This is a genomic window from Streptomyces sp. NPDC090025 (genome assembly GCF_044748125.1).
Lineage (GTDB): Bacteria > Actinomycetota > Actinomycetes > Streptomycetales > Streptomycetaceae > Streptomyces.
Map to the genome: position 1 here is coordinate 1,145,448 of NZ_JBIVFL010000001.1, position 18,138 is coordinate 1,163,585.

The window sequence follows — 18,138 nt, forward strand, 5'->3', positions numbered from 1 at the left end:
CCCACCCCCGCGTCGTGATACTGTTCAGGAACCGACGCGGGGTGGAGCAGCTCGGTAGCTCGCTGGGCTCATAACCCAGAGGTCGCAGGTTCAAATCCTGTCCCCGCTACTGATCGACGAGGGCCCGGATCCAGATGGATTCGGGCCCTCGTCGTGTCCGGCCACGGTTCGGGACGTGGGCCGGGCCGGGTCGGGCGGCGGGTCCGGGGGCGCCAGGGGAGGGCGACGCGTGCGCGAAGCGCGGTACGGAAGGGGTGAGTTGGCACGAGTCGTGTTTGACTTGTCTCTCTGTGGGCATGTCGACAAAACGCTGAAGTGACCTCACTGGCCGCGGATACCAGGTGTACGCGGGTTGCGGGTGGTGCGACGATGGTATTTATGGGGGACAGGGCAACTCTGTTGGAGACAGGGCGGTTTGTGCAGCGGCATGCCGGAAACGCCGCAGACGAGATCATCGAGGCCGTGAGGGCCGTCGATGCGGCCGTCGACACCACCGCCGAGCAGGAGACCGACACCGAGGCCGAGGCCCGACACCGCCTCGCCGCCGAGCGCGGCGACGCCCCGGCCATGAGCGTCCTCGGCGCGCTGCTGCTGCGCCGCGGCGACCTCGACGCCGCCGAGCCGTATCTGCGCGGCGCCACCGGACAGGGCGACCGCGCCGCCGCCAACAACCTCGGCGTCCTGCTGCACCAGCGCGGCTACCCGGACGAGGCGGCCGGCTGGTGGCGGGTCGCCGCCGTCGCGGGCTCCGCCCCCGCCGCACACGCCCTCGGCCGCCACCACCGCGAGCGCGGCGACGAGCCCGCCGCCGAGTACTGGCTGCGCCAGGCCGCCGAACAGGGCCACGCCCTCGGCGCCTACGCCCTCGCCGACCTCCTGGAGCACCGCAGCGACGTCGGCGCCGAGCGCTGGCTGCGCGCCGCCGCCGAACAGGGCCACCGGGAGGCCGCGTACCGGCTCGCCCTCGCCCTGGAGCGGCGCGGCACCGAGCCCGCCGCGCGCGGCCCGCACGCCCCCGCCCACGACCCGCTCACCGGCCCCGTCACCGGCCGGAGCCAGGGCGCGGGCCGCGGCGCCACGGCCGGCAAGCCCGTGGGCAAGGCCGCAGGCAAGGCCGTGGCCAAGGCGCCAGGCCAGGCGGCGGGCGCCGCCACCGGGCCCCGTACGCCCGACGGCTGGCTCGCCGAGGCCGAGCAGTGGTTCCGGCAGGCCGCCGCCCGCGGCCACCGCCGGGCCGCGCTGCACCTCGGCGCCATCCTGGAGAAGCGCGGCGAGCTCAAGGAGGCGGGCCGCTGGTACCTCACGTCCGCCAAGGACGGCGAGGCCAAGGCCGCCTGCGCGCTCGGCTTCCTGCTGCGCGACGCGGGCGACGAGGAGAGCGCCGCCGTCTGGTGGCTGCGCGCCGCCCAGGACGGCGACGGCAACGCCGCCAACGCGCTCGGCGCGCTGCACGCCGCCCGCGGCGAGCAGCAGACCGCCGAGCGCTGGTACCGCGCCGCCATGGACGCGGGCGACGTCAACGGCGCCTACAACCTCGGGCTGCTCTGCGCCGCCCAGGAGCGCACCGCGCAGGCCGAGCAGTGGTACCGGCGCGCCGCCTACGCCGGGCACCGCGAGGCCGCCAACGCGCTCGCCGTGCTGCTCCTGCAGGCCGGGGACGCGGGCGGCGCCGAGCCGTGGTTCTCCAAGGCCGCCGAGGCGGGCAGCGTCGACGCCGCCTTCAACCTGGGCATCCTGCACGCCGGACGCGACGACGACCGCACCGCGCTCGCCTGGTACGAGCGGGCCGCGGCCGGCGGCCACACCGAGGCCGCCCTCCAGGTCGGCATCGCGCACCTGCGCGACGGCGACGAGCAGGCCGCCGAGCGGCACCTGCGCTGCGCGGCGGGCGGCGGCAGCGCCGAGGCCGCCTACCGGCTCGCCACCGTCCTCGACGCCCGCCGCCCCGCGCCGGGCCCGCCGGTCCTCGGCGCCCCGCGCGAGGAGAAGACCGAGTGCGAGGAGTGGTACGAGCGGGCCGCCGAGCAGGGGCACCGCCGCGCCCAGGTCCGCGTCGGCATGCTCGCCGCCGGGCGCGGCGACGTCCCCGAGGCGGCCCGCTGGTACCGGGAGGCCGCCGAGGCGGGCTCCCGCAACGGCGCCTTCAACCTCGGACTGCTGCTCGCCCGCGAGGGCGCCGAGCGCGAGGCCGCCCTGTGGTGGACCCGCGCCGCGCACGCCGGGCACGGCCGGGCCGCGCTGCGGCTCGCGCTGCTCGCGGCCCGGCGCGGCGAGCTCACCGAGGGCCGCCGCTGGTGCGCCCGCGCGGTCGAGCTCGGCCCGGCGGAGGTCGCCGAGCGGGCGGCCCGGCTGAGCGAGGCGCTGCAGCAGGAGCTCACCGCGTAACGGCAGCTCACGTGTGACGGGAGGTGGCCGAGTTACCGATTTGCTGTACTCCGAACGGTCCCGTAAGGTTGTGTTCACCGACGCGGGGTGGAGCAGCTCGGTAGCTCGCTGGGCTCATAACCCAGAGGTCGCAGGTTCAAATCCTGTCCCCGCTACTCAGTAGCACGAAGGCCCGGATCGTCTCGACGATCCGGGCCTTCGTCGTATCCACCGTCGTATCCGCCGACGGCAGTGGATGACACGGAAGTGGCGCGGAAACGGCGCGGAAACGGCACGGAGCAGGCACGGAAAAGGCCGCCACCCCTCGGGTGGCGGCCTTTTCACATGCCTTCAGGTGCGTCGGTTACGTCAGGCGGTCGACGCGCAGCTCGGGCAGATGCCCCGGTACGTGACCTCGACCTCGGAGATCGTGAAGCCGAAGCGCTCGCCCGTCGGCAGGTCCGCGAGCGGGTCTCCCGCCGGGTGCACGTCGCGGATCGCGCCGCAGCGGGCGCAGACCAGGTGCTGGTGCGGGCGGTGGGCGTTCGGGTCGTAGCGCTTGGCGCGCTTGTCCGTGGCGACTTCCAGCACCTCGCCGAGGGTCACCATCTCGCCCAGCGTGTTGTAGACGGTCGCCCGGGAGATCTCGGGCAGCCGCTCCACGGCACGGGCGTGGACCTCGTCGGCGGTCAGGTGCACATGGTCCCCGTCGAGCACCTCGGCCACGACGCGACGCTGTGCGGTCATCCGCCAGCCTCGGCCGCGCAGTCGTTCCAACAGGTCACTCATGGGGGTCAGAGTAACAGTCGCCGACGTCAAATCCCGAACCGGTGTGAGTTTGGATGACAGCTTGACTTAGACAATGTCAAATGTAGGATCGAGTTCGAACAGGACGGACCGGCAGGGCGGCAGGACAGGCCGCCACGGCAGGAGGCGCAGCATGACGCAGGGACCGACGCAGGAGTCGACGCGAGGACCGCTCACCACCGAGGCCGGGGCTCCGGTCGCGGACAACCAGAACAGCGAGACCGCGGGCGCCGGCGGACCGGGACTGGTCCAGGACCAGCACCTGTTCGAGAAGCTGGCGCACTTCAACCGCGAGCGGATCCCGGAGCGCGTGGTGCACGCGCGCGGCGCCGGTGCCTACGGCACGTTCACCGTGACCGCCGACGTGACCCCGTACACCCGGGCCGCGTTCCTCTCCGAGGTCGGCAAGCAGACCGAGACCTTCCTGCGCTTCTCCACGGTCGCGGGCAGCCTCGGCGCGGCGGACGCGGTGCGCGACCCGCGCGGCTGGGCGCTGAAGTTCTACACCGAGGAGGGCAACTACGACCTCGTCGGCAACAACACCCCGGTCTTCTTCATCCGGGACGCCATCAAGTTCCCCGACTTCATCCACACCCAGAAGCGCGACCCGTACACCGGCTCCCAGGAGGCGGACAACGTGTGGGACTTCTGGGGGCTCAGCCCGGAGGCCACCCACCAGGTGACCTGGCTGTTCGGCGACCGCGGCATCCCGGCCTCGTACCGGCACATGAACGGCTACGGCTCGCACACCTACCAGTGGAACAACGAGGCGGGCGAGGTCTTCTGGGTCAAGTACCACTTCAAGACCGACCAGGGGATCAAGAACCTCACCCAGGCCGAGGCCAACCGGCTCGCGGGCGAGGACCCCGACTCCCACCAGCGCGACCTGCGCACCGCGATCGAGCAGGGCGCCTTCCCGACCTGGACCGTGCAGGTGCAGATCATGCCCGCGGCCGACGCGGCGGCCTACCGCTTCAACCCGTTCGACCTCACCAAGGTGTGGCCGCACGCCGACTACCCGCCGATCGAGATCGGCACCCTCGAACTCAACCGCAACCCGCGGAACGTGTTCGCCGAGGTCGAGCAGTCGATCTTCAGCCCGGCGCACTTCGTGCCCGGCATCGGCCCGTCCCCGGACAAGATGCTCCAGGGCCGGCTGTTCGCGTACGGCGACGCCCACCGCTACCGCGTCGGCATCAACGCCGACCACCTGCCGGTGAACCGCCCGCACGCCACCGAGGCCCGCACCCACTCCCGGGACGGCTTCCTGTACGACGGCCGGCACGGCGGCGCCAAGAACTACGAGCCCAACAGCTTCGGCGGGCCCGAGCAGACCGGCCGCCCGCTGTGGCAGCCGCTGCCGGTCACCGGGGTCACCGGCGACCACCCGACCCCGGCGCACGCCGAGGACGACGACTTCACGCAGGCCGGTGAGCTGTACCGGCTGATGGCGGAGGACGAGAAGGCGCGGCTGGTCGACAACCTCGCCGGGGCCATCGCCCCCGTCTCCCGCGACGACATCGCCGCGCGCGCGATCGACAACTTCCGGCGCGCGGACGAGGACTTCGGCAAGCGGCTGGAGGCCGCCGTCCAGGCCCTGCGCGGCTGACGGCCGCGAGCCGGAGAAGAGAGAAGAGCGGAAAGGGCCGGGTCCCGTACGCGCAGGCGTACGGGACCCGGCCCCGTTTCCGCGCGTCAGGCGGCGCTGTGCACCGGCAGCCAGCAGCGGATGATGTCGCGGACCGAGACGATGCCCACCGGGCCGTGGTCGTCGAGCACCACGAGATGGCGGAAGCCGCCCCTGGTCATCGCCTCGGCCGCCTCCTCGAGCGTCCAGGTCGGCGCGGCGAACACGACGTCCCGGGTGGTGTGGGCGTCGGCGGTCTCATGGTCGGGATTCCGGTCGGTGCCGACCGCGTTGAGGACGTCGCGCTCGGTCAGGATTCCGAAGCCGCCGGAATCACCGTCCTGGACGATGGCGGCGCCGACCCGGCGGGCCGACATCAGACGGGCGGCCTGGCGGAGTGTGTGGGCGGGGCCGATGGTGAGGACCACGGTGCTCATGGCGTCACGGACGAGCATGGAGGGAACCACCTCCTGGTCGAGAACCTCGCGAACCTCTCGAGAACTCATTCACAAGTTCACAAGTGGGGGGAGTCTCAGAGTGGCAGCGGGGGAGAGGTGCGACAAGGGGGCGCGCGGAGCGTGCGGAGCGGGACACGCGCGCGCCCGGCGGACGTTCGCCGCCGCGGTCGTCCCCGCCGCGGGCGTTCATCGTTTGTCTACCGCCGCCTCGGAAGATCGGTCGCGCAAGCAGCACCGAGGGCAGGACCGAGAAAGGCAACGGGGACGATGACCGCGAAGAAGCTCCTCACGAAGAAGTTCGCGCACCGGACGGCGGGGGCGGTGGCGGCCGGACTGCTGGCGCTGGCCGGGACGCTCGCGGGCGCGGGCACCGCGCAGGCCGCGTACGTCGAGCGGACGCACACCCTGTGGGACGGCGCGACCCTCCAGGACGGCCAGCACGTCAGCACCGACTACGCCCGGCTGATCATGCAGCCCGACGGCAACCTGGTCTTCTACCGCACCGACCGCGCGGGCGACTGGTCGCACGCCACGCCCAAGTGGCACACGAACACCTACGGCTGCGGCCGCCAGGCCACGATGCAGAGCGACGGGCGCCTCGTCGTGCGCGGCGCGAACGGGCGGGAGTGCGCCTCCGTGGGCCGCCAGGGCAAGGACGGCTACGCGAACGCCTGCCTCCAGGTGACCCAGGAGCAGGGGCTGCACATCTGGTACACGAACCGGGCCTGCGGCACCTTCAGCGGGCTCGACGCGCGGAGCACCGGCGAGGACAGGGCCGTCCTCTACTCCGACCTGTACTGACCCTCCCTCCGCGGTACGTGGCCCCGGCCGGACCCCCTCTCCGGCCGGGGCCTTCCGCGTACCCGCCACCGGGACGGCCCCCGGCCGCCGCCCGGCTCAGGCCGACAGCCGCCCCACCAGATCCGCCACCGACCACTGCGGCCGGGCCGCGAGCCGGGCCGCCGCCGCCCGCAGCCGGGCGGGCTGGTGGCCGCACAGCACGGCCAGTTCCCGCGCCGCCCCCGACTCCCGCCGGATCCGGTCGGGACCCGCGATCCGCGCGAGCAGCTCGTACGCGTCGTCCGGCTCCAGCGGACCGAGCCGCAGCCGGGCCGCCGCCGCTCCCGCCCACGGTTCCTGGTCCGCCTCCGTCCCCGCCTCCGCCTCCGCGACCAGGGCCGCGCACCCGGCCACCCCGGGCAGCAGCGGCGCGGGCTCCGGCACCCCGTCGAGCAGCACCAGGACCCGCCGCCCGGCCAGCGCCGCCCGGTAACGCGCCGCGAGCCGCGCCGCCCCCGCGTCCTCGGCGGGCCGCACGCCCAGCGCCCGCAGAAACCCCGCCAGGACCTCCCGTACGTCGCAGGACGCGTCGCCCCGCGCGTACAACTGCCCGTCCGGGAACGCGTCCCGCACCCGGTGCGCCAGGTGCACGGCGAGCGTCGAGGTGCCCGTGCCGTACGGCCCCGAGAGCGCGACCACCGGGCTGCCGCCCGGGTCCGCCCGCAACAGGCCCTCCGCCTGCCGGACCTGCGCCCCCCGGCCCACCAGGTCCGGGATGTCCGGCGGCAGCTGGCACGGCCGCGGCGACGCGGCCGACGGGGCCGGGACCGGGACCGGGGCCGGGGGCGGTGCGGGGTCGCCGCGCCGGATCCGCCCGTACAGCTCGGTCACCGCCCCGCCCGGATCCAGGCCGAGCCGCCGGTCGAGCCGGTCCCGCAGCCCCTCGAACAGGGTGAGCGCCTCCGCGCGCAGACCGCAGCGGTACAGCGCGAGCAGGCACAGCCGGTGCGCCTCCTCGTCGTCCGGGCGCTGCGTCACCAGCGCGCGCAGCGCGGGCAGCGCCTCGGCGTGCCGTCCGAGCGCCAGCTCCGCCTCGTACAGCGTCATCTCCGCCGCGTGCCGCGACCCGGCGAGCCGCTCCCTGGCCCGCCGGGCCAGCGGCCCCGGCACCCCGTCGAGCGCCTCGCCGCGCCACCGGCCGAGCGCCCGTACCAGCAACTCCCGGGCCCGCGCCGGGTCCTGGCGCAGCAGCGCGCCGGCCCGGGCGGTGTCGTCCTCGTACCGGAACACGTCCACGGCCTCGCGCGCGACGGCCAGCCGGTAGCCGCCCGACGAGGCCACCACGGCCTCGGGCGCGTCGAGCGCCCGGCGCAGCCGGTGGGCGTGGGTGCCGATCTGGCCGAACGGATCCTTCGGCCAGTCCTCCTCGTCCTCGCCCCACACGGCGGTCACCAGCCGTGGCGTCGGCACCAGTTCACCCGCCGCGAGCAGCAGCGCGCACAGCACCGCCCGCTGCTGCGGCCGCCCGAGCGCCCGCTCCCGCCCGCCGTGCCACGCGCGCGGCGCGCCGAGAATGGCGAATTCGATTCCCATGACACCCCCGTAAGCCATGAGTCCGTCCCGGCTTGCGTGCCGCATCATAGGCGGCCGGACCGCGCCGCCCCGAGGGGTCGGGCGGGCCGGGCGCGTCCCGCGCCGGAGGGGAAAAGGGGAGGTCACGGGGGCCGTGAGCGGCAGGGGAACGAGGGGGATCGTGGGGCAGGCAGGGCAGGCAGGGCAGGCAGGGCAGGCGGAGCTGGGGGGAACCCTGGGGCGAGACGGTGAGGACGGGGGCGCCCCGGGCGCCGGGGGCGGGAGCGGTACGGGGCCGGGTGGCGCCCCGGCGCCCGCGCTGCGGTTCGCGTTGCTCGGGCCGCTGCGGGCCTGGGTCGGCGCGGACGAGGTCGACCTCGGGCGGCCGCAGCAGCGGGCGCTGCTCGCCGTGCTGCTCGACGCGCCCGGGCGGACCGTCGGGCACGGGGTGCTCGCGGAGGGCATCTGGGGGGAGGGGGCCGCGCCCGCCGATCCGCGCAAGGCGCTGCAACTCCTCGTCTACCGGCTGCGGTCCGCGTTCCGGCCGTACCTCGACGAGTCGCCGATCGTCCGGGTGGGGGAGGGGTACGTGCTGCGCGCCCCGGGGGCGGGCACCGACCTGGCCGAATGGCGGCGGCTGCTCGCCGAGGCGGCGCGGCTGCGGGCCGCGGACGCCGGGGCGGCGGAGGTACGGGAACCCCTGCGCGCCGCGCAGCGGCTGTGGGACGGCGAACCGCTCGCCGGGCTCGGCGGCCCGCACGCCGAGGCGGTCCGCGCCCGGCTCGCCGAGGAGCGGCTCGGCGCCCTGGAACAGCGGCTCGAACTCGACGCCGAGCTCGCCGACCGCGCGGACCTCACCGCCGAGGCCGCCGCTCTCTGTCTGGAACACCCCGACCGCCCCCGCCTCGTCGCCGTCCTGATGCGCGCCCTGCACCGGGCGGGCCGCACCGCCGAGGCCCTGGCCGTCTTCGAGGACGCGCGTGGCGGCCTGCCGGACGGGTGGGGAGGGACGGTCGGTGCGGGTGGGCCGAGCCCCCACCCCGACTCGCCCGCCGGGCTCCACCTCCGCATCCTGCGCGACGACCCCACCCTGCTGCCCGCCCCGGCGCACATCGCCGAGTCCGCCGACTCCGCCGCGTCCGTCGAGTCCGCCGGGACCGGCTGGCAGGCGCCCGCGCAACTGCCCGCCGACCTGCCCGACTTCACCGGTCGCGGCGCCGATGTCGACGCCCTCGCGGACCGGCTCGCGGGGGCCGGGGGGCGGGCCGTCGTCGTGTCGGCGCTCGACGGGATGGGCGGGGTCGGGAAGACCTCGCTCGCCGTGCACGCCGCCACCCGCGCCGCCGGACGCTTCCCCGACGGGCAGCTCTTCGCCGACCTGCGCGGCGCCGACCGGGCGCCGCGCGAACCGGCCGCCGTGCTCGCCGAGTTCCTGCGCGCGCTCGGCGTCGCCGCCGATGAGGTGCCGGCCGGGGCGGCCGAGCGGTCCGCGCGCTACCGCTCGGCGCTCGCCGGGCGCCGCGTCCTCGTCGTCCTGGACAACGCCGCCGCCCCCGAACAGGTCGAGCCGCTGCTGCCCGGCTCCGCCGACTGCGCCGTGCTCGTCACCAGCCGCACCCGGCTGCCCGGCCTCGCCGGGGCCCACCACCTGCGGGTCGACCCGCTGCCCGCCGACGAGGCCGCCGAACTGTTCACCCGGATCGTGGGCGCCGCCAGGACCGGAGCCGAACCGGGCCGGGTCGAGGAGATCGTCGCCGCGTGCGGGCGGCTGCCGCTCGCCGTACGGATCGCCGCGTCCCGGCTCGCCGCCGACCCGGACCTGACCCTCGCCGCGCTCGCCGACGGACTGCGCGACGAACGGCGGCTCGCCGCCCTCGACGACGGCGAGCGGGCCGTCGAGGCCACCTTCGCGCTGTCGTACCACCGGCTCACCCCCGAGGCCGCGCGCGCCTTCCGGCTGCTCGCGCTGCCCGACGCGCCGGACATCGCGCTGCCCTGCGCCGCCGCGCTCCTCGACCGCACCGAGGAGCGGGCCGACGAACTCCTCGAAGGGCTCGTCGACCTCAACCTCCTCCACTCGCCCGGCTTCGGCCGCTACGGCTTCCACGACCTGGTCCGCGCCTACGCCCGCGCCCGGCTCGCCGACGAGGACGGCCCGGCCGAGCGCGCGGCCGCCGCCGCCCGGCTGCTCGACTTCTGCCTGGCGACCGCCCGGAACGCCGACACCGCCGCCCGCTCCGTCGACCCGGCCGAACAGAGCCTGCTCGACACACCCGTGGCCAGGACCGGCCGGTCCTTCGGCACCGGCACCGGCACCGGTACCGGCACCAGCACCGGCACCAGCACCAGCACCGGCTCCGGCACCGGCACGGACGCCGTCCGCTGGATGCGCGAGCAGGCGCCGGTGCACGCCGCCGCCGTCGCCCTGGCCTGCGCGGACCCGGCGCTGCCGCTCGCGCAGGCCGCCGAACTCGTCGACAAGATGGGCTCCGTCCTCTTCGACCGCACCCAGACCAGCGTCATCGCCGACCTCGCCGCCCGCGTCGCCGACACCGCCGCCACCCGCCGCGACCACGCCCCGCAGGCCCTCGCCCGGTACGTGCGGGGCAACATGCTCTGGCACGTCAACCGGTACGAGGAGTGCGAGGCGGAGATCGGCCGCGCGGTCGCGCTCTGCGCCGAACTCGCGGACGGGCAGCGCCGAAGCGGCCCGGGGCCCGCGGGCCGCCGCCCCGATCCGGCCGCCCGGGTCCTGGCCAAGGCGCTGATCATCCTGGCCGGGCGGGCCCGCATCCACGGGCGGCACGCCGAGGCGGCCGAGCACGCGGGCCGGGCCGCCGAGGCGTTCCGGGCGCTCGGCGCCGAACGGGCCGAGGGCAGCGCGCTCGGCGAGTTCGCGTTCAACGCGGCGCACACCGGACTCCTCGACGAGGCCCGCCGGGCCGCCGAACGCGGCGCACGGCTGATGCGCGCCGCCGGACCGGTCTCCGCGGCGACCGGCCGCTACTACCTGGCCCGGGTGCTGCGGCTGTGCGGCGACCCGGAGGCGGCGCTCGCGCACGCGACCGGCGCCCGCGAGGAGTTCGCGCGCCTCCAGGTCGCCGTGTTCGAGGCGGCGACCGGCGACCTCGCCGCCCGGCTGCACGCCGAGTCGGGCCGGGCGACGCTCGCCGCGGAGGCCGCCGAGGCGGCGCTGCCGCTCGCCCGCCGCACCAGCGCCGCCCTGGAGGCGGCCCTGCTGCACACCCTGGGCGCCGCCCTCGGCTCCCTCGGCCGGCCCCGGCAGGCCCGCGCCTGCCTGGAGGACGCGGCGGAGGTGTACGGCCGCCTCGGCATCGCGGAGGAGGCGGCAGCGGTACGGGTCCTGCTCGCCGCCCTGCCGACGCCGTGACCGCCCTGGCGTGACCGACGAGCGGTGAGCCCCCTGTCGTGGCCCGCCGGGCCCGCCGGGCCTGTGCGCTACGCGCGTTGACCGGATGTCTACCGGGGCCGGTGACCGTACTCCCCGTCAGGTCACCGACCCGACACGGACACCGGTACGTGCACCGGCACCGGTACGTACACCGGCCCCGGTCCAGGTACCGGCGCCGGTGGCGACACGACAGGAGACATCACGACATGACGACTCAGCCGCAGGACGGGCAGGTCTGGGCGCTCGTCGCCGCGAACGGCCGCGCCGCCGACGTCAACGCGAGCCAGGCCACCGAAGGCAACCGGATCCAGGCCTGGGCGCCCAACGGCTCCGGCGCCCAGGGCTGGGTGTTCTGGGCCAAGGAGAACGGCTCCTGGCTCCTGGAGACCCGGCTCACCCACCACACCCACGCCCCCGGTCAGGCGATGGTGATGGACTACAACTTCTCCAACTTCACCACCCACCTGGTCCGCGAGCACGGCGGCAACAACCAGCGCTGGCACCTGGAGGACGCGGGCAACGACCGGGTCCTGCTGCGCAGCGCCCGCCCCGACGAGGGCGCCGCCTACCTCACCGCCGACGCGCAGGGCGCGGCGCTCGGCGTGTGGCGGCGCGACCCCGCCAACCAGGGGCAGCTCTGGCAGCTGGTCCCGGCGGGCCAGGCCGGCGGCGGCCAGCAGGGCGGCGGCAGGCCGCAGCCCCAGCCCCAGCCCCAGCCGCAGCCCGGGCAGGGCGGCTTCCTCGGCGAGATGCTCGCCATGGTCAACCAGGAGCGGCGCCGGGCCGGGGTCCCCGACCTGCGGCTCGACGACCGGCTCTCGGCCGCCGCGCAGCGCCACGCCAACGACCTGGCCCGCAACGACCTCACCCAGCACAACGGCACCGACGGCTCCGACTTCGGCCGCCGCATCCGGGAGGCCGGATACCCGGGCAACACCGCCCAGGCCGAGAACGTCACCCCGTCCAACAGCGTCCCCGAGGCCATGGGGATGTGGATGAACAGCCCCGGCCACCGCACCAACATCCTCAACGGCACCTACCGCAACCTCGGCGTCGGCTACGCGCCCCGCCAGCGCGGCAACTGGGGCCGCTACGTCCAGACCTTCGGGAGCTGAGCCCGATGGGAACGGTCTGGATCCCCGGCGCCGTCCGCCTCGGTGACGGGGCGATCGGCGGCGCCATGGACACCCCCGCGCTGCCGCCCCGGGTGGTCTGGCACACCACCGAGAGCGGCGCGGGCAACGCGGCCTTCGACGCCGTCGGCGCGTACCTGATCCGGCAGGGCAGCGAACCGCACCTCCTGTACGACCCCACCACCGACCGGCTCGGCCAGTTCGGGCCGCTCGACCGCAGCGCCCGGGCGCTGCGCAACGACGGCGAGACCCGCACCAACCGCACCGGCCGGGTCTGTGTGCAGATCGAGGTGCTCGCCCGCGCCTCGAAGCCGTTCACCGGCTACTGGAGCCCCGGCCCCAACCTGCGGGCCATCATGGCGGCCGCCCGATCCTGGGGCGTGCCCGACGTGTGGGCGGGCCGTGAGCGGTCCCGTACCGACTGGCGGGGCAAGGGCGGCCACTTCGGGCACGCCCATGTGCCGGGCAACGACCACTGGGACCCGGGGGCGATCGACCCGGGCGCGCTGTTCGCCGCCGCGGGCGGCACGGCGCCCGCCCCGGCCCCGGGCGGGCAGCGGCCAGGACCGCGGTCCGTGGTCAGCCTGGCCCGGGTGCTGGACGCGGCCCGCCGTGACCCGGCCGCCGCGCAGGGGGCGGCGGCGCACCGCGCCGACGTGCTCCCGGTGGAGAAGGCGCTCGCCGCCGAGGGGCTGCTGCCCGCGGGGTGGGCGGACGGCTCCTTCGGCACCAAGACGGTGAGCGCGTACGCCGCCTGGCAGCGGCGCTGCGGCTTCGGCGGCGCGGACGCCGACGGCATGCCGGGCCGCACCACCCTGGAGCGCCTCGGCAAGGCGCACGGCTTCCAGGTCACCGGGTGAGCGCACACCTCACGCGTACGACTCGCACCACTCGCACCACTCGCACCACCCGTAGCGATCGAACCCAACGAACCGAGAGGACCCGCACCATGACCACCCTCCGTACCCTCGCCGCCGCGTTCGGCGCCGCCGTGACCGTCGCGGGGGCGGCCCTGGCGACCGCCCCGGCGGCGCAGGCCGCGCAGAGCGCCGGATGCGGCGAACTGCCGCCGCCGATCACCACCCACGTCGAGGTGACGACCTACCGCGGCGGCGCGCTCGACCTGCCGAACAACAACGAGTCCGTCGGCCAGCGGGTCGGCACCTGGACGCCCAACGGCTCGCCCGCGCAGACCTGGACGGTCTGGAGCTACTGCGACGGCACCAGCGCCATCAGCCACGGCTACGACAAGGTCCTGGAGGCCGGTGGCACCAACGACCTGGCGATACCGCAGCTGGGCTCGGCGTCCCGGGACGGCCTCAACAGCCCCTGGGGCGGGGTGAACCCGGCCCAGAAGTGGCGGCTGCTCGACGGCGGCAACGGCTGGCGGATGGCCCAGAACACGGTCACCGGCAAGTGCCTGAAGAGCAACGGCGTCGGCTACCTCAACTCCATGGCCACCTGCGACGGCAACGACGCCGGCCAGTGGTGGCAGCTCGGCTGACGGCCGCCGGTCCCTGGGCGGCTCAGCCGCCCAGGTAGCTGAGCAGCTCCCCGTGCAGCAGCCCGTTGGAGGCCGCCGCGTTCCCGCTGTGCGGGCCGTGGCGGCCGTCCAGGCCGGTGTACGTGCCGCCCGCCTCCTGCACGACGACGGCCACGGCCGCCATGTCCCACAGCGACAGCTCCGGCTCCGCGCACAGGTCCACCGAGCCCTCGGCGACCATCATGTACGGCCAGAAGTCGCCGTACGCCCGGGTCCGCCAGCACGCGCGCGTGAGGTCGAGGAAACCGTCGAGCTGCCCGCGCTCCTCCCAGCCGCTCAGGCTGGAGTACGCGAACGAGGCGTCCTCCAGGCGGCTCACCTTGGAGACACCGATCCGGCTCGCCGAGGCCAGGCTGCGGCCGGTGTACGCGCCGAGGCCCTTCGCCGCCCACCAGCGGCGGCCGAGCGCGGGCGCCGACACCACGCCGACGACCGGCTGGAAGCCGGTCTCCCCGGCCTCCATCAGCGCGATCAGGGTCGCCCACACCGGGACCCCGCGCACATAGTTCTTGGTGCCGTCGATCGGGTCGATCACCCAGCGGCGCGGGCCCGTGCCCTCGACGCCGTACTCCTCGCCGAGCACCGCGTCCCGCGGCCTGGCGCGCTTCAGCTGACCGCGGATCAGCTCCTCGGCGGCCTTGTCGGCCTCGCTGACCGGAGTCATGTCGGGCTTCGTCTCGACCTTCAGGTCGAGCGCCTGGAACCGGTCCATCGTGGCCGCGTCCGCGGCATCCGCGAGGACGTGGGCGAGACGCAGATCATCGTGGTAGTCGGCCATGGTCGAAACTCTATCCCCCGAAGAAGCGTCGGCCGGTGGCGGCCCTTGACAGTGCGTGGCCGTCCGTCAACGCTGAGCGCAGAACCGATCCGGCTGGGAGGCGCCCGTGCCGACTGCCCGCGAGACCCTGCTCGACACCGCCCGTACGGCCCTCGACACGCTGCCCTGGTCCGCCGTCCGGATGGTCGACGTGGCCGCCCGCGCGCGGGTGTCCCGGCAGACCCTCTACAACGAGTTCGGCAGCAAGGAAGGGCTCGCCAGGGCCCTGGTGCGGCGCGAGGCCGACCACTATCTGCGGGGCGTCGAGGCCGCCCTCGCCCGGCCGGGACCGCCCGCCCACCGGCTGGCCGCCGCCGCCGAGTGGACCGTCGCCGCCGCTGCCGCCCGGCCGCTCACCCGGGCGCTGCTCACCGGCACCTGGGACGACCGGCTGCCCGCCCCGCGCGCCGCGCGCCGTGGCGGCCGCGCCCCGGTCGTACCGGAACAGCGGCGGGCCGACGCCGGGGTGCCGACCCCCGCCGAGCTGCTCGCCCAGGCCACGGACCGGGCCGCCGCGCTCGCGGAGCACGGGGCCGCGCCGGACGCCTGCGAACTGGCCCTGCGGCTCGCCCTGTCGTACGTCGTGACGGCGGCCCCGGCCGCCCCGGCGGGCGTCCCGCGCCACCGTCCCGCGCCGGGTCAGTGGGCGGAGCCGGACAGCTGCAGGCCGATGACCCCGACGATCACCAGACTGATCGAGACGATCTTGAGCGTGGACACCACGTCACCCAGGAAGATCATCCCGTAGATCGCGGTGCCCGCCGCGCCGATCCCGGTCCACACCGCGTACGCCGGACCGATGTCCAGCTTGCGCAGCGCCAGGGTCAGCAGACCGAAGCTGCCCAGCGCGAACGCCGCGAACGCGACCGTCGGCCACAGCCGGGTGAAGCCGTGCGACAGCTTCAGACACACCGCGAAACCGGTCTCCAGGAGCCCGGCGACCACCACCAGCAGCCACGCCATCGTCAGTGCCTCCCACGCCGTCGGTGACTGCTTCGTCTCACTTGGTGCGATTATGCACTTACCAAGAGCGAGTGCCCGCAAACGTGCGCGATTCGGGTGACGCGTCGCGACCGCCCCTTGAAGGCGGCGGCAGGACGCCGGAAAGGCGGCGGCCCGGCTCAGCCGCCCGGATCAGTCGCCCTCGCGCCGCTCGCGGGTCGCGAGCAGCCGCCGCAGCGAGTACAGCCGGGCCTGGTCCGCGTGCCCCTCGGCCACCCACGCGTCGAGACCGCAGTCCGGCTCGTCGTGGCTGCACGCGCGCGGGCAGTTCTCGGTGCCCGCCGCCAGGTCGGGGAAGGCGTGGATGACCCGGGACGGATCGATGTGCGCCAGACCGAAGGACCGCACGCCCGGGGTGTCGATCACCCAGCCGTCCGCCTTGTCCAGCGGCAGCGCGAGCGCCGAGGTGGTGGTGTGCCGGCCGCGCCCCGTCACCGCGTTCACATGACCGGTGAGGCGTCGCCGCTCCTCCGGCACCAGCGCGTTCACCAGCGTCGTCTTGCCGACGCCCGAGTGCCCGACGAACGCCGTCACCCGGTCGCCCAGGTGCTCGCGCACCCGGTCCGCCGCGCCGCCGTCGTACAGCTCGTCCCGGTTCACCACGACATAGGGGATGTCGAGGTCGCCGTACAGCTCCAGGAGTTCCGACGGCGGCGCCAGGTCCGACTTGGTCAGCACCAGGAACGGGGTGAGCCCGCCGTCGTACGCCGCCACCAGACAGCGGTCGATCAGCCGGGGCCGCGGCTCCGGGTCGGCCAGCGCCGTCACGATCGCCAGCTGGTCGGCGTTGGCCACCACCACCCGCTCGAACGGGTCGTCGTCGTCGGCCGTGCGGCGCAGCACCGAGGAGCGCTCGCTGATCCGCACGATCCGCGCCAGGGTGTCCCGCTCACCGGACAGATCGCCCACCAGGGACACCCGGTCGCCGACCACCGCGGCCTTGCGGCCCAGCTCACGGGCCTTCATCGCGACGATGATCCGGTCCTCGACCAGACAGGTGAGGCGGCCCCGGTCGACGGTGAGGACCATGCCCTCGACGGCGTCCTCGTGCTTGGGACGGATGTTGGTACGGGGCCGGTTGCCCTTGCGGTTGGGCCGCTGGCGGATGTCGTCCTCGTCGGTGTGCTTCCCGTAACGCCGCATGGCTCAGACTCCGAGCATTTCGGTCCACATCCTCGGGAAGTCGGGCAAGGTCTTCTCCGTCGTCGCCACGTTCTCGATCTCCACCCCCGGCACCGCCAGGCCGATGATCGCGCCCGCGGTCGCCATCCGGTGGTCGTGGTACGTGTGGAAGACGCCGCCGCGCAGCGGCCGGGGCCGGATGTGCAGACCGTCCGCGGTCTCCGTGACGTCACCGCCGAGACCGTTGATCTCCTTGGTCAGCGCCGCCAGCCGGTCCGTCTCGTGCAGCCGCAGATGGGCCACCCCGCGCAGCGTCGACGGGGAGTCGGCGAGCGCGGCGACCGCCGCGATGCCGGGGGTCAGCTCGCCGACCTCGCCCAGGTCCACGTCGATGCCGTGGATCCGGCCGGTGCCGGTGAACGTCAGACCCGCGTCGGTCAGCTCGCAGGCGCCACCCATGCCGGTGAAGATCTCCCGCAGCGCGTCACCGGGCTGGGTGGTCCTGGCCGGCCAGTCCGGCACGGTCACCCGGCCACCGGTCACCAGGGCGGCGGCCAGGAACGGCTGCGCGTTCGACAGATCGGGCTCCACCACCAGGTCACGGCCGAGCAGCGCCGACGGGGCGACCCGCCACACGTCCGGGCGGCCGCCGTGCTCCGGCTCGTCGACCTGGGCGCCCACCGCGCGCAGCATCTCCACCGTCATCCGGATGTGCGGCAGCGACGGCAGCCGGTCGCCGACGTGCCGCACCTCCACACCCTGGTTGAACCGGGCACCCGACAGCAGCAGCGCGCTGACGAACTGCGACGAGGACGAGGCGTCGATCTCGACCACCCCGCCCTCCAGGCCACCGGCGCCGTGCACGGTCAGCGGCAGCGCGCCGCGCCCGTCGTCGTCGATCCGGGCGCCGAGCGCGCGCAGCGCGTCGATCACCCCGTGCAGCGGGCGCTCGTGCGAACGCGGGTCGCCGTCGAAGCGGACCGGACCGTCGGCGAGCGCCGCGACCGGCGGCAGGAAACGCATGACCGTGCCCGCGTTGCCGACGTCCACGGCGGCCGGACCGCGCAGCCCGGCCGGAACGACCCGCCACGCCTCGCCGGAACCGTCCGCGCCCACACCCTCGTCGATCTTCACGCCGAGCGCGCGCAGCGCGTCCGCCATCAGCACGGTGTCGCGCGACCGCAGCGGACGGCGCACCCAGCCCGGCTCGGCGGCCAGCGCGGCGAGCACCAGGGCCCGGTTGGTGACCGACTTCGATCCGGGCACCGCGACGGTGGCGTCGACGGCACCCCGCGCGTACGGGGCGGGCCAGAGCCCGGTGAGCGGGTCGGCGAGCGGGCCGGAGAGCGGATCGGTGGACGCGGAGCTTTCGGTCATGCCCTCACTTTACGGGGGCGTGAGCAGGCCGGTGGGCCGTGCCTTTGGGGTCAGGCCGGGCTCGCGACGTCCGGCACGCACGCTCGCCGCGTTGTCGTCACTCGCCAACGCTCCGCGTTGACTC

15 protein-coding genes and 2 tRNA genes are annotated in these 18,138 nt (G+C 75.3%); 10 read left to right on the forward strand and 7 right to left on the reverse strand.

The window, feature by feature from the left end; all coding sequences use genetic code 11:
- The first annotated feature begins 35 nt into the window (after positions 1 to 35).
- The 3 genes from ACIPXM_RS05365 to ACIPXM_RS05375 all read left to right on the forward strand — a co-directional run bounded on the left by ACIPXM_RS05365 (position 36) and on the right by ACIPXM_RS05375 (position 2,540).
- Positions 36 to 109 (forward strand) — tRNA-Met (locus ACIPXM_RS05365).
- 260 nt (positions 110 to 369) lie between these two features.
- On the forward strand, positions 370 to 2,385 hold the full coding sequence (locus ACIPXM_RS05370; RefSeq protein WP_401652126.1) for a tetratricopeptide repeat protein: 2,016 nt from the start codon (positions 370 to 372) through the stop codon (positions 2,383 to 2,385).
- Positions 2,386 to 2,466: 81 nt separating this feature from the next.
- A tRNA-Met gene (locus ACIPXM_RS05375) sits at positions 2,467 to 2,540 on the forward strand.
- A gap of 193 nt (positions 2,541 to 2,733) precedes the next feature.
- Here ACIPXM_RS05375 and ACIPXM_RS05380 read toward each other — a convergent pair.
- Entirely contained in the window at positions 2,734 to 3,153 is a 420-nt protein-coding gene (locus tag ACIPXM_RS05380; protein WP_401652128.1) for a Fur family transcriptional regulator, read from the reverse strand.
- Between the two features lie 151 nt (positions 3,154 to 3,304).
- Between ACIPXM_RS05380 and ACIPXM_RS05385 the strand changes: the two genes are divergently transcribed.
- Entirely contained in the window at positions 3,305 to 4,780 is a 1,476-nt protein-coding gene (locus ACIPXM_RS05385; RefSeq protein WP_401652130.1) for a catalase, read from the forward strand.
- 86 nt (positions 4,781 to 4,866) lie between these two features.
- Here the strand turns inward: ACIPXM_RS05385 and ACIPXM_RS05390 are convergent, their stop codons facing one another.
- The gene (locus tag ACIPXM_RS05390) at positions 4,867 to 5,253 is read right to left on the reverse strand and encodes a cyclic nucleotide-binding/CBS domain-containing protein (protein ID WP_401652132.1); all 387 of its coding nucleotides are present in this window, start codon (positions 5,251 to 5,253) and stop codon (positions 4,867 to 4,869) included.
- A gap of 270 nt (positions 5,254 to 5,523) precedes the next feature.
- Between ACIPXM_RS05390 and ACIPXM_RS05395 the strand changes: the two genes are divergently transcribed.
- Positions 5,524 to 6,057: a hypothetical protein gene (locus ACIPXM_RS05395; RefSeq protein ID WP_401652134.1), complete on the forward strand. Its 534-nt coding sequence runs from the start codon at positions 5,524 to 5,526 to the stop codon at positions 6,055 to 6,057.
- A 96-nt stretch (positions 6,058 to 6,153) separates the two neighbouring features.
- Here the strand turns inward: ACIPXM_RS05395 and ACIPXM_RS05400 are convergent, their stop codons facing one another.
- Entirely contained in the window at positions 6,154 to 7,629 is a 1,476-nt protein-coding gene (locus tag ACIPXM_RS05400; protein ID WP_401652136.1) for a BTAD domain-containing putative transcriptional regulator, read from the reverse strand.
- Between the two features lie 160 nt (positions 7,630 to 7,789).
- Here ACIPXM_RS05400 and ACIPXM_RS05405 point away from each other — a divergent pair, with 160 nt between their 5' ends.
- The 4 genes from ACIPXM_RS05405 to ACIPXM_RS05420 all read left to right on the forward strand — a co-directional run bounded on the left by ACIPXM_RS05405 (position 7,790) and on the right by ACIPXM_RS05420 (position 13,657).
- The gene (locus ACIPXM_RS05405) at positions 7,790 to 10,999 is read left to right on the forward strand and encodes an AfsR/SARP family transcriptional regulator (RefSeq protein ID WP_401652138.1); all 3,210 of its coding nucleotides are present in this window, start codon (positions 7,790 to 7,792) and stop codon (positions 10,997 to 10,999) included.
- A 227-nt stretch (positions 11,000 to 11,226) separates the two neighbouring features.
- Positions 11,227 to 12,135, forward strand: coding sequence for a CAP domain-containing protein (locus ACIPXM_RS05410; RefSeq protein WP_401652140.1), 909 nt, complete (start codon positions 11,227 to 11,229; stop codon positions 12,133 to 12,135).
- A gap of 5 nt (positions 12,136 to 12,140) precedes the next feature.
- Positions 12,141 to 13,013 (forward strand): peptidoglycan-binding protein, encoded by an 873-nt coding sequence (locus ACIPXM_RS05415; protein WP_401652142.1) that lies wholly within the window; start codon positions 12,141 to 12,143, stop codon positions 13,011 to 13,013.
- A gap of 89 nt (positions 13,014 to 13,102) precedes the next feature.
- Entirely contained in the window at positions 13,103 to 13,657 is a 555-nt protein-coding gene (locus ACIPXM_RS05420; RefSeq protein WP_401652144.1) for an RICIN domain-containing protein, read from the forward strand.
- A 22-nt stretch (positions 13,658 to 13,679) separates the two neighbouring features.
- Here the strand turns inward: ACIPXM_RS05420 and hisN are convergent, their stop codons facing one another.
- Entirely contained in the window at positions 13,680 to 14,474 is a 795-nt protein-coding gene (gene hisN, locus ACIPXM_RS05425; protein WP_401652145.1) for a histidinol-phosphatase, read from the reverse strand.
- Positions 14,475 to 14,580: 106 nt separating this feature from the next.
- Between hisN and ACIPXM_RS05430 the strand changes: the two genes are divergently transcribed.
- Positions 14,581 to 15,261, forward strand: coding sequence for a TetR/AcrR family transcriptional regulator (locus tag ACIPXM_RS05430; protein WP_401652147.1), 681 nt, complete (start codon positions 14,581 to 14,583; stop codon positions 15,259 to 15,261).
- On the opposite strand, the gene ACIPXM_RS05435 is transcribed toward ACIPXM_RS05430, so the two are convergent.
- From ACIPXM_RS05435 to aroA, 3 genes are all read right to left on the reverse strand, one after another.
- Positions 15,153 to 15,476, reverse strand: coding sequence for a DMT family transporter (locus ACIPXM_RS05435; RefSeq protein ID WP_401652149.1), 324 nt, complete (start codon positions 15,474 to 15,476; stop codon positions 15,153 to 15,155). The two genes, ACIPXM_RS05430 and ACIPXM_RS05435, sit on opposite strands and share 109 nt — an antisense overlap.
- A 171-nt stretch (positions 15,477 to 15,647) precedes the next feature.
- Positions 15,648 to 16,658 (reverse strand): ribosome small subunit-dependent GTPase A, encoded by a 1,011-nt coding sequence (gene rsgA, locus ACIPXM_RS05440; RefSeq protein ID WP_401652151.1) that lies wholly within the window; start codon positions 16,656 to 16,658, stop codon positions 15,648 to 15,650.
- A 3-nt stretch (positions 16,659 to 16,661) separates the two neighbouring features.
- The gene (gene aroA / locus ACIPXM_RS05445; protein ID WP_401652153.1) at positions 16,662 to 18,014 is read right to left on the reverse strand and encodes a 3-phosphoshikimate 1-carboxyvinyltransferase; all 1,353 of its coding nucleotides are present in this window, start codon (positions 18,012 to 18,014) and stop codon (positions 16,662 to 16,664) included.
- Positions 18,015 to 18,138: the final 124 nt, after the last annotated feature.